Origin of the sequence: Ruminococcus sp. MCC718 (assembly GCF_018783905.1) — a bacterium.
In the GTDB taxonomy this organism is placed as follows: Bacteria; Bacillota; Clostridia; order Lachnospirales; family Lachnospiraceae; genus Hominisplanchenecus; species Hominisplanchenecus faecis.
In genome coordinates, this window is the sequence record NZ_WQNP01000046.1 from 1 (window position 1) to 11,265 (window position 11,265).

General features: G+C 43.2%; 13 protein-coding genes and 1 other annotated feature. Of the genes, 4 read left to right on the forward strand and 9 right to left on the reverse strand.

Annotation, left to right across the window (positions count from 1 at the left end; genetic code table 11):
* Positions 1-109 precede the first annotated feature (109 nt).
* Positions 110-1,192 (forward strand): ATP-binding cassette domain-containing protein, encoded by a 1,083-nt coding sequence (locus tag GPK60_RS06015; protein WP_215659071.1) that lies wholly within the window; start codon positions 110-112, stop codon positions 1,190-1,192.
* 57 nt (positions 1,193-1,249) lie between these two features.
* Here GPK60_RS06015 and trpA read toward each other — a convergent pair whose 3' ends face one another.
* From trpA to GPK60_RS06060, 9 genes are all read right to left on the reverse strand, one after another.
* Positions 1,250-2,023, reverse strand: coding sequence for a tryptophan synthase subunit alpha (trpA, locus tag GPK60_RS06020; protein ID WP_022119044.1), 774 nt, complete (start codon positions 2,021-2,023; stop codon positions 1,250-1,252).
* The gene (gene trpB / locus GPK60_RS06025) at positions 2,016-3,200 is read right to left on the reverse strand and encodes a tryptophan synthase subunit beta (protein ID WP_215659072.1); all 1,185 of its coding nucleotides are present in this window, start codon (positions 3,198-3,200) and stop codon (positions 2,016-2,018) included. Before trpB ends, trpA begins: the two co-directional genes overlap by 8 nt.
* Positions 3,201-3,421: 221 nt before the next feature.
* Entirely contained in the window at positions 3,422-4,033 is a 612-nt protein-coding gene (locus GPK60_RS06030; protein WP_215659073.1) for a phosphoribosylanthranilate isomerase, read from the reverse strand.
* The gene (gene trpC / locus GPK60_RS06035) at positions 4,030-4,815 is read right to left on the reverse strand and encodes an indole-3-glycerol phosphate synthase TrpC (RefSeq protein WP_215659074.1); all 786 of its coding nucleotides are present in this window, start codon (positions 4,813-4,815) and stop codon (positions 4,030-4,032) included. Before trpC ends, GPK60_RS06030 begins: the two co-directional genes overlap by 4 nt.
* Before the next feature lie 3 nt (positions 4,816-4,818).
* Positions 4,819-5,832 (reverse strand): anthranilate phosphoribosyltransferase, encoded by a 1,014-nt coding sequence (gene trpD, locus GPK60_RS06040; protein WP_215659075.1) that lies wholly within the window; start codon positions 5,830-5,832, stop codon positions 4,819-4,821.
* Between the two features lie 56 nt (positions 5,833-5,888).
* The gene (locus GPK60_RS06045) at positions 5,889-6,455 is read right to left on the reverse strand and encodes an aminodeoxychorismate/anthranilate synthase component II (RefSeq protein WP_215659076.1); all 567 of its coding nucleotides are present in this window, start codon (positions 6,453-6,455) and stop codon (positions 5,889-5,891) included.
* Positions 6,455-7,912 carry a chorismate-binding protein gene (locus GPK60_RS06050; protein WP_215659077.1) on the reverse strand — a complete coding sequence of 486 codons (1,458 nt, stop codon included), beginning with the start codon at positions 7,910-7,912 and terminating at the stop codon, positions 6,455-6,457. Before GPK60_RS06050 ends, GPK60_RS06045 begins: the two co-directional genes overlap by 1 nt.
* Before the next feature lie 50 nt (positions 7,913-7,962).
* Positions 7,963-8,229, reverse strand: a binding site (T-box leader).
* Positions 8,230-8,290: 61 nt separating this feature from the next.
* Complete coding sequence (locus GPK60_RS06055; protein ID WP_215659078.1) at positions 8,291-8,656, reverse strand: hypothetical protein; 366 nt, start codon at positions 8,654-8,656, stop codon at positions 8,291-8,293.
* A gap of 128 nt (positions 8,657-8,784) precedes the next feature.
* Positions 8,785-9,195: a hypothetical protein gene (locus GPK60_RS06060; RefSeq protein ID WP_346727728.1), complete on the reverse strand. Its 411-nt coding sequence runs from the start codon at positions 9,193-9,195 to the stop codon at positions 8,785-8,787.
* 488 nt (positions 9,196-9,683) lie between these two features.
* On the opposite strand from GPK60_RS06060, the gene GPK60_RS06065 reads away from it, so the two are divergent.
* From GPK60_RS06065 to GPK60_RS06075, 3 genes are all read left to right on the forward strand, one after another.
* On the forward strand, positions 9,684-9,860 hold the full coding sequence (locus tag GPK60_RS06065) for a recombinase family protein (protein ID WP_243871939.1): 177 nt from the start codon (positions 9,684-9,686) through the stop codon (positions 9,858-9,860).
* Positions 9,861-10,263: 403 nt separating this feature from the next.
* Positions 10,264-10,848, forward strand: coding sequence for an Rpn family recombination-promoting nuclease/putative transposase (locus GPK60_RS06070; RefSeq protein WP_215659079.1), 585 nt, complete (start codon positions 10,264-10,266; stop codon positions 10,846-10,848).
* 14 nt (positions 10,849-10,862) lie between these two features.
* Positions 10,863-11,213: a hypothetical protein gene (locus GPK60_RS06075; protein ID WP_215659080.1), complete on the forward strand. Its 351-nt coding sequence runs from the start codon at positions 10,863-10,865 to the stop codon at positions 11,211-11,213.
* Positions 11,214-11,265: the final 52 nt, after the last annotated feature.

Sequence of the window (11,265 nt, forward strand, 5' to 3'; positions counted from 1 at the left end):
GAATTAACGCCTGTGGAGATAGTAGGTTGCGAGGTCTGCGAAGCAGGAAGCCCATTGGCTTTAGACAATGGGTAGTTCACTTTTTGATTTAGAAAAGGCGGAATAGCATATGGAAGAATATTATTTTTATACGGAAGGTCTGATCGTCGGCTATCACGGCGTTCCGCTCATAAAAAATATCAAGATCAGTCTGAAAAAGGGAGAAATCCTGACGTTGATCGGACCGAACGGAGCGGGAAAAACGACGATCCTGAGAAGCATCATAAAACAGCTGAAACCGCTTGGCGGAGTCGTTGTGCTGGATGGAAAAGAGACGGAACAAATCAGCGGAAAAGAGCTTTCCAGAAAACTTTCGGTTGTGCTGACAGAACGGGTAAGACCGGAAATGATGACCTGCAAAGAAGTGGTTGCGACCGGACGTTATCCATATACCGGGAAGTTCGGCGTACTCTCAAAAGAAGACTGGAAACTAGTAGATGAGGCAATGGAACTGGTGCACATCCACGAGCTTGCTGACCGTGATTTTTCAAAAACGAGTGACGGCCAGAAACAGCGGGTAATGCTGGCGAGAGCAATCTGCCAGCAGCCGGATATCATCATTCTGGATGAGCCGACCTCTTTTCTGGATATCCGCTATAAGCTGGAATTTTTATCCATCATCCAGAATATGTCCAGGGAACGAAATCTTTCCGTAATCATGTCCCTGCATGAACTGGACCTGGCAGGACGTATTTCCGATAAAATAGCCTGTGTCAGAGGAGACAAAGTAGATCGATTTGGAACACCGGAAGAAATTTTTACGCAGGGCTACATCCCACAGCTTTATCAGATGACAACAGGTTCTTATGATGAACGCACCGGAGATCTCGAACTTCCGAAAACAGAAGGAGAGCCGAAAGTCTTTGTGATCGCAGGAAACGGAACCGGTACAGCAGTCTTTCGAAAATTACAGAGAGAGCGAGTGCCGTTTGTGACGGGAATTCTGTGGGAAAACGATCTGGATTATCCCGCGGCAAAAGCACTGGCGACAGAAGTGATCTCCGTGAAACCATTTGGCAGGATTGAAGAAAAAGAAATACAGAAAGCAAAAGAATGGATCAAGAAGTGCGACAAAGTGATCTGTACGCTGGATGTCGAAAAAAGCGGGGAGTTTGCAAAGCCGTTGAGTGGGCTTTTTGAGATGTGCAAATGAACAATTCCCAAGAAGGCACTTTTACGTGCCCTTCGGGGAATTCGTTCATTTGCACATTCAAATCTCCACCGCCGCTTTCATCTCTTTCACATATTTTTCGACTTCCGGAATACATTCTTTTCCGTACTTCGCCACAATTTTTACAATCGCAGATCCTACGATGGCTCCGTCTGATACGGATGCCATTTTTTTTGCCTGTTCCGGGGTGGAGATACCGAATCCGATGGCAGCCGGGATATCATTTACTTCTTTCACCATTTCTACCATTTTTGCAACATCCGTTTTAATCTCACTTCGAACGCCGGTTACACCAAGTGAAGATACACAGTAGACAAATCCTTTCGCTTCTTTTGCAATCATACGGATGCGTTCGTGGGAGGTCGGTGCGATCAGGGAGATCAGGTCGATGCCGTATGATTCGCAGACACCGGAAAGCTCCTCTTTTTCTTCATAAGGAAGATCCGGAACGATGATTCCATCAATGCCGCATTCTACGCAGCGTTTCATGAAGCGTTCTTTTCCGTAGGTATAGACTGGGTTGATATAGGTCATAAACACCATCGGAATTTTTACTCTCTGGCGGGCTTCTTTTACCATATCAAACAATTTATCGGTGGTGCATCCTGCAGCGAGTGCTCTCTGGCTTGCTTCCTGGATGACCGGGCCTTCGGCGATCGGATCGGAAAACGGGATACCGATCTCGATCAGGTCGGCACCGGCTTTTTCCATGGCGATCAGCAGATTTTTTGTGGTTTCAAGGTCTGGATCCCCACCTGTTACAAAAGGGATAAATGCTTTTTTATTTTCGAATGCCTTATATATATTACTCATAGATATCCACTCCTCTGTATCGTGCAATGGCAGCCACGTCTTTGTCGCCGCGTCCTGAAATAGTAATTACGATGATCTTATCTTTATCCATAGTCGGTGCCAGTTTCATTGCGTAGGCAACGGCGTGAGAACTCTCGATCGCCGGAATGATTCCCTCGGTGCGGGAAAGATATTCAAATGCATTAACGGCTTCTTCATCGGTGATGGAAACGTACTGTGCACGGCCTTCTTTTGCAAGCATCGCATGTTCCGGGCCGATTCCAGGGTAGTCAAGTCCGGCAGAAATAGAATAAACCGGTGTGATCTGACCGTATTCGTCCTGGCAGAACAAAGATTTCATGCCATGGAAAATACCGGTGCTTCCTTTGGCGATCGTAGCGGCATGTTTCGGGGTATCGATGCCAAGGCCGGCTGCTTCGCAGCCGATCAGGGCGACTTTTTTATCAGGGATGAATTCATAAAAAGTACCGATGGCATTGCTTCCGCCTCCGACGCAGGCAATCACGGCATCCGGCAGACGGCCTTCTTTTTCTATCAGCTGTTCTTTGATTTCTTCTCCGATAATTTTCTGGAAATCACGGACAATTGTCGGGAATGGATGAGGTCCCATGACAGAACCAAGTACATAAAGCGTGTCATCCATACGTTTGCTCCATTCACGCATTGTTTCATTTACGGCATCTTTTAAAGTCATTGTGCCGCTTGTGACAGCGTGCACTTTTGCACCGAGCAGTTCCATACGAAATACATTCAGTGCCTGACGGTCGGTATCTTCTTTGCCCATGAAGATCTCACATTCCAGTCCCATCAGAGCAGCAGCGGTAGCAGTTGCAACACCGTGCTGTCCGGCACCGGTTTCTGCGATGACACGGGTTTTTCCCATTTTTTTTGCCAGAAGAACCTGACCGAGTACGTTGTTGATCTTGTGTGCTCCTGTGTGGTTTAAGTCTTCACGTTTCAGATAAATTTTTGCACCGCCGAGATCCTCGGTCATTTTTTTTGCTTCATAGAGCAGAGAAGGTCTTCCCGCATAATTTTTCAGCAGGTCATCCAGCTCTGCGATAAATTCCGGATCTTTGCTGTATTTGTTGTAAGCTTCTTCTACTTCCTGAACAGCGGGCATCAGTGTTTCCGGGATGTACTGTCCGCCGTATTCTCCAAATCTTCCTTTGCTCATAAGTGAATCCTTTCTATATATAATACAATGATGTTGGGGTAAAAAGATGCCATACGAATTGTTCCGTACTTCGTACTCCCACAATTCTACCAATATTCGCATATCGTGAAGCTTACGCTCCACTTTTATGCTCATATCGGGGCGGGTCATTAAGCCATAAAACCACTCCTGTGCAAGCACATCGTGGTTTCAGGCTTTTGACCCTGGCATCATACAATGTTTTATCTTCGTACATGATCAATGAATGTTTTGATTTTTTCTTTGTCTTTTACACTGTTTGTCTCAACGGCACTGCTCACATCGACCGCCCACGGATGACACTGAGCAATACTTTCTGCAATGTTTTCTGTATTCAGTCCGCCGGCTAAAAACCATGGTTTCGCAAGCGGTGGAATTAGGGAACGGTCAAATGTTTTGCCGCTTCCGCCGTAAGAATCCTTCTGCCAGGTATCGAGCAGCAGATAATCGCATGGAAGCTTGTCTGCCTCCAGGATCTGCTTTGTGCTTTGTACGCGAACGGCTTTGATCAGCGGGAGGGAAGGGCATAAATTTTTTAATCTATGAATGTAATCTGCGGTTTCATCGCCGTGCAGCTGTGCAAGATCAATGATTTGTTTTTGATATAATTTGGCGATAAATTCCGGTTCGGCATTGACGAAAACACCGACTGCTTTGATCTTTGGCGAAAGCTGTTTTTTTAATTCTGCTGCTTTTTTTGCATCGACCTGTCGGCTGCTTTTTGCGAAAACAAATCCGGCAAAATCGGGAAGCAGTTCATTGACATAAGAAATATCTTCTGTGCGTTTCAGACCGCAGATTTTGATCTTTGTCATAAGGCTCCTCCATTGAGGGCTGCAAGCATGGCAGCTTTGTCGGGACTTCGCATCAGTGTTTCACCGATCAGCACACCATTTACACCGGCATCTTTTAATACCTGAATATCTTTCGCTGTTTTGATCCCGCTTTCTGCTACGAAAAGTGCATTTTCCGGAGCAAGACTTCTCAGGCGGGTGCTGTTGGAGATATCTACCGTGAAATCTTTTAAGTTTCGGTTGTTTACACCGATCACTCTGGCACCGGCCTTGATCGCAGAATCCATTTCGTTTTCATCGTGAACTTCGACCAGTGCGGACAAACCGAGTCGGTCGCAGATTTCAATATAAGAGCGGATCGTTTTGGTATCAAGCAGTGCACAGATCAGAAGAACAACGCCTGCACCGAGTGTTTTCGCTTCGTAAATCTGATATTCGTCTACGGTAAAATCTTTTCGCAGAACCGGGATGGAAACTTCATCTGTGATCGCTTTTAAATATTCTTTCTTTCCGAGAAAATATTTCGGCTCTGTCAGGCAGGAGATGGCATCTGCACCGGCTGCTTCGTATTCTTTTGCAATCTGCAGATATGGAAAATCTTCTGCAATCAGACCTTTGGATGGAGAAGCTTTTTTGACTTCACAAATATAATGAATACCAGGTTCTTTCAACATTTTTTCAAATGGAAAAGTCTCATCTGCTGCAAGGGCGAGAGCTTTTTCTTTCATTTCTTCCGGGGAAACCAGCTTCTTTTCCTCGATCAGGCGAAGTCTGGTATCTGCCGCAATCTGTTCCAAAATCATAAATTAAGCCTCCTGTGTAGCTTTGACAAATTCCTGAAGTTTTGCGTAAGCTTTTCCGCTGTCGATCATTTCTTTTGCTTTTTCAATACCTTCTGCAAGGGTGATGCCGTCGATGCCAAGATAGAGGCTCATGCCGGCATTCATCAGGATGACGTCACGCTTTGGTCCAGTTTCCTCACCGGTCAGAATACGGCGGGTAATTTCAGCGTTTTCTTTTGGTGTGCCACCGATCAGTTCGGAAAGCTCGCAGCTCTTTAAACCGAACTGTTCCGGGGTAATCGTATAAGAAATGATTTCACCATTTCGGATTTCATTGACGTAAGTTTTACCGGTCAGGGTAATCTCATCCAGTCCGTCATCGCCGCAGACAGCCACGCCGCGAGTAACACCAAGATTGGAAAGAACCTGAGCCAGAGCCGGTGCAAGATCTTTGTCGTAAACACCGAGAAGCTGCATTTTGGCGGCCGCCGGATTGGACAGAGGACCTAAGATATTAAATACGGTACGAACGCCAAGTTCTTTGCGGACAGGAGCAGCGTAACGCATGGAAGAATGATAAACCGGAGCGAACATAAAGCACATATCGGTTTTCTTTAAAACGGTTTTGTTCTGCTCGGCTGTCAGATCCATTTTTGCACCAAGGTTTTCAAGTACATCGGCAGCTCCGCTTCGGCTGGAAATACTGCGGTTTCCGTGCTTTGCAACCGGAATTCCGGCAGCGGCAACAACGAAAGCAGAAGTTGTGGAAATGTTGAAAGTTCCGACTTCATCTCCGCCGGTTCCGACAATTTCCATGACATCACGTTCCGGGTGAAGTTTGACACCTTTTTCACGCATAACCGTGGCAAAAGCAGTGATCTCGTCAATGGTTTCTCCCTGCATACGCAGTGCAGTCAGAAATCCACCCATCTGAGCCTGAGTTGCGGTGCCGTCCATCATTTCGCCCATAACAGCGAGTGATTCTTCATATGTAAGATCTTTGTGGTTGATCAGTTTGTAAATAGCTTCTTTTATCATGCTAAATTTCCTCCTGTATATTGTGGGAGTGCGACGCACGGAACAATCCGTAGGCATCATAAATTTAAAAAGTTTTCAAGAATGATGCGTCCCTGCGGTGTGAGAATGGATTCTGGATGGAACTGCAGACCATATACCGGGTATGTTTTATGCTGTACTGCCATTACTTCGCCATTTTTATCTTCCCCGATCACCTGAAGAACATCCGGAACGGTTTCACGGACAGCAACCAGTGAATGATATCTGGCGGCATCCATTTCTTCGTCCAGTCCTTTGAAGATCGGACTGTTGTTATCGATGTGGATGCGGCTCTTTTTTCCGTGCATCAGCTGTTTTGCATGAGAAATGGTGCAGCCGTATACTTCGCAGATGCCCTGATGTCCGAGACACACGCCGAGGATCGGGATTTCTCCCTGAAGATGCCGCACAACCTCTTCGCAGACACCGGCATCTTTCGGATAACCAGGTCCCGGGGACAGAATGATGTGAGAAGGTGCGAGGGCACGGATTTCTTCTACGGTCATGGCATCATTTCGGATGACTTTGATATCCGGGTTGATACTTCCTGCCATTTGAACAAGATTATAAGAAAAACTATCATAATTATCAATTAAGAGAATCATTATTCCAGCACCTCCTTTGCATTTTTCACGGCATTCATAACAGCGAGTGCTTTGTTGTAGGATTCCATATATTCATTTTCCGGAATACTGTCAGCGACAATACCGCCGCCCGCCTGAACATACACATGACCATCTTTTTTGACTGCCATGCGGATCGCGATACAAGTATCCAAGTTTCCGGTAAAATCAAGATAACCGAGTGCACCGCCGTAAATCCCACGCTGTGCACTTTCCAGTTCTTCGATGATCTCACATGCACGGATCTTTGGTGCACCGGAAAGCGTTCCGGCCGGCAGGACACTTTCAATCGCACTTAAGCCGTCGCAGTCGCTGCGGATATTGCTCTCAACCTGTGAACAGATGTGCATGATCTTGGAATAGCGGTGGATCATCATGTATTTTGTAACCTCAACCGAATCAAAATTCGAAATTTTACCGAGGTCATTTCTGCCGAGATCGACGAGCATATTGTGTTCGGAAAGTTCTTTTTCGTCGGAAAGCAGATCCTTTTCCAGAATCTTGTCCTCTTCCGGTGTTGTGCCTCTCGGTCTGGAACCGGCTACCGGGAATGTAGTCAGGCGGCCATTTTCCAGACGGACCAGCGTTTCCGGGGAAGTACTCATGATCTCTTCACCGTCAATGCTCAGGTACACCATGTACGGAGAAGGATTTGTGGTACGCAGTACACGGTACGGGTTGATCAGGCTGCCCTCGTAAGGAGTGGAGAACTGTCTTGAAATAACTGCCTGGAAAATATCACCATCGATGATGTATTCTTTTGTTTTTTCAACCAGCTTACAGTATTCTTCCTGAGTGACATTGCAGGTAAAATTCACTTTTGAAGAAGAAACCGGGATTTCCGGAGCCGGGGCAGTGCGGATAATATTGATGATATTTTGGATATCGGCAGCAGCTTTTCCGTAATTCTCCATCACACGGTCGGTCTTCATATTTACAATAACGCTGATCTTCTGAGTCAGATGATCGTAGGCAATGACCTTATCAAACAGCATCATATCATAATCATTGAACATGCCCTTTTTGATGTTCAGTGTCGGTTCCGCATATCCGATCATGGCATATGCGAAATATCCGACAAATCCTCCGGCAAAAGGAGGGAGTCCTGCAAGACGTGGAGCTTTGTAATCCTTCATGATCTCACGCAGAACATCGAGCGGTTTGTCCGTCTGCTTTGTTGTAACCTCATCGCCCTTTTCAATAGTTACTACGCCCTCCTTGCAGGAAACACGCATCACCGGATCGTATCCGAGAAAAGAATAGCGTCCCCATTTTTCGCCGCCCTCAATACTTTCCAGCAGGTAATATCTGTTGCTGATGCCGGACAGCTTTCTAAGAAGCGTGATCGGTGTGATAACATCTGCATAAATTTCACGGCAGACCGGAATAATATCGTAATCATTTGCAAGTTTTAAAATCTCATCACAATCTGGATACATGCGATACTCCTTTCCTTTTATAAACATATAAAAAAAGCTTCTGTCCCCTCCAAAGGGACAAAAGCTATAAATTACTTCTGCGGTACCACCCAAATTGCTGCATTGCAGCCACTCTGTTATGTACATTCATACATACTCTGCTGATAACGGATCGAGCCACCGTCAGTTCCTACTCCTTATATCTTAATAAAGAAAATATACAGTTTCAGACTGCCCTCACAAGTCCATTCAGCAAAATCTTTATTACTGCAATCGCACCACCTGCAGCTCTCTGGGAATAAAACTTCCTGCTTACTTCTCTTGTTCATCGGTTTAAAGTGATAAATATTTTGTTGTTTCTGAGTATAAAACCGGGGTGGGGATTTGTCAATAGGGAAATTATATTTGTTGTTTTTTTATTTGCTCAATCTCCTCTACCGGAACCTGAAAAACTTCAGAGATTTCTTCCAGAGAATACTTTTGCGTTTTCAGCATATTTAAAATGCCGGTTTTGATACCATCTTTGCGTCCGGCTTGTAGTCCATCTTCATAGTATACTTGTCGGACTGCTTTTTCGTCATATTCAAAAATACTCATAGCAATTACCTCCGATTTGTTTTGCGTGAGAAAATCTGCAAGAATTCCATCATGGATACATTCATTTACAGCACGTTCCACAGCGTTATCTAAGTTGTCTTCTTTTGTATAGGTACGCACTTTTTCTACATATTGAGCATATTCGTTTAAGGTCTGACATTGTTCCATCAATTCTTTATTATGCCCTTTATCTTAGTCGGAGTGCAATCTCCGACTAAGATAAACGCTCCGCGAGGATGCACAGCGATTCTGTTGGGTAAATGTCAGCAAAGCTGACCAGAATCGCGTGCCAAGTCTCACATGCGTTCGACTTGAATAATATTTAAGGTCACTACTTTCAGTTCCAGATCGGGAATACCGGAAAAATTATGATAGGAGTCTGACAGGTAGTTGTACCAGCTGTCTTCCTGCTTTGTGGTTCCGTTATAGAAAACAACAAAATGCGGTGCAGGAATCTCTAACAGTGTTGAAGAGTAGAGTTTGTTTGAATCTACCATTTTCTGGTATTCACTGGAAATATAGAACAAGTTGCGAAGCGGCATATTTGGATTATAGGTTGACTGATGTTCGTATAAAAACAGATTTGTGCCAATAACAAATGCCAGATCATTTTTCATACCTATATAAATCGCATTTTCCAGTGTAATAATCTGCAGTTTGGAAGGATCATGATAATCGCTTCCGTTCATTGCATTATAAAGTGACAAAAGATTGGTTTTGTCTGCAAATAGCATACGAAATACCGTGTCTTTATACTTGCGGTTTGCAGACAAATGTAATTTTTTTGCCTGATTTTTCTTTGCAGCAGAAGTTTTTTTCTTGCCATAGGCATTACCTCCTGTATTGCAGGAGCTGAAATGCTTACTTCAGTTTTTATTCAGAACTCCTGCTTTTTATTTTTTGATGGGATAAAAGCATGGATTTCTGAAATGAGATTAGAAAAAACAGATGGTAGAAATACCGTAAAGAGAAATATGCTTTGAAGATATAGTAGCATTGATTGAAATATTTGACAAGAGATTTTGAAAAGTTTATAGAAAATTTAAAAATAAAATAGAGAGTTACATATTGTATAAAATATATTACTGATATAGATATAAATTTATTTGCAATATTTATGAAGCGAAGGGGCGTCTCATCTTTGCAACAGCTCCTGTATTATTGAAGAGAAAAATCATAGCACAGGAGGATGAAGATGGAACAATATGCATATATCAGAGTTTCTACAAAAGAGCAGCACATAGACAGGCAGATCATGGCATTAAAACCATATGGTATTTCACCAAAAAATATTTACTGCGATTATCAGTCAGGAAAAGACTTTAAACGTCCGGAATATCGTAAGCTGATCAGAAAATTAAAAGAAGGATAAAAAATGAAATTTTTTGATGGGGAGGGTTGCCTCCCTATTGTTATAAAGTTTACTTTTGATGTTGATTTTATAAAGTGTATGTAAAAATACCATGCAAAGCATATAACAAAATAGTTGACAAACATCACATAGACAATTATAATAAACACAAAACAGAAGTAAAATATATTATATATCTATCAAACAGAAAGCAAAAATCGTATTGCTTTTCAAAACTCAATGAAAATTCAATGCCGTTCGGCAGGAAAATCCAATTTAAAAAAGACCTGCGTGAAGCGGCTTGAAGAAATAAAAATTTTTCGTATACTTAAAAGTAAGCAGTATTACCTGAAATGTTATTTGAGGGAAAAACTTACATCCTGTGGCTTCTTCACGTAAAAAGAACAAAAGAAAAGGAGAAGCTATGGGAGAAAAGGATATTACAGAAAAGATTCTGGCAGATTATAATGATGTATTTGCGGATATTATGAATGGACTGCTTTTTGCGGGAGAACAGAGAATCCTGCCGGAAGCACTGGAAAATACGTCAATCCATTCACAGTACAAAGCGGAAGATGAAAAAGTACATGAGCTGGAACGAGACGTAGCAAAGTACTGGAAAGAAAAAGAAGTAGAGCTTGCGATTTGCGGTATTGAGAATCAGAGCGTTGTGGAGAAAAATATGCCGTTTCGCGTAATAGGATATGATGGGACAGCGTACCGCAGCCAGTTGCTGGAAGAAAGGAAAAAGATTCTTCCGGTGGTGACAATTGTATTGTATTTTGGGACGGACAGACACTGGAACAGTAAGAAAAATATTAAATCTTTGATGGAAATACCGGAAGGGCTGGATAAGTTTGTAAATGACTACAGTATGCAGGTGTTTGAGATCGCATGGCTGACAGAGGAAGAAATAGAAAGATTTCAGAGTGATTTTCGAATCGTAGCAAATTTTTTTGTGAAAAAAGAAAGAACAAAGATTATATACCAGATGATCCGACGGAAATAAAGCATGTAGATGAAGTGTTAAAACTGTTGCAGGTAATGACAGGTGACGACCGTTATAAAGAAATGTTCAAGAAAAAGAAAGAGGTGCATAGTATGTGTGATGTAGCAGAGAGACTGGAAAAGATGGGAATTGCAAAAGGAATTGAACTTGGAAGAGAAGAAGGAAAAGCAGAAGAAAAGAAAGCCAGCAGAGTGGAATTTATTTTGCGTGTGCTGGAAATAAAAGGAACTGTGGACGAAAAGACCAGAAAAAGAATCGAAGAAGAACAGGATGTAGATCTTTTGGATAATTGGCTTACCAATGCATTAAAAGCAAATACTGTTCAGGAATTTGAAACAAGGCTACCGCAATCCCACTGGCTTTAGACGGTGGGTTAAGGTAGCCAAAAATCAGAAATTATAGTATACTCATGGCATG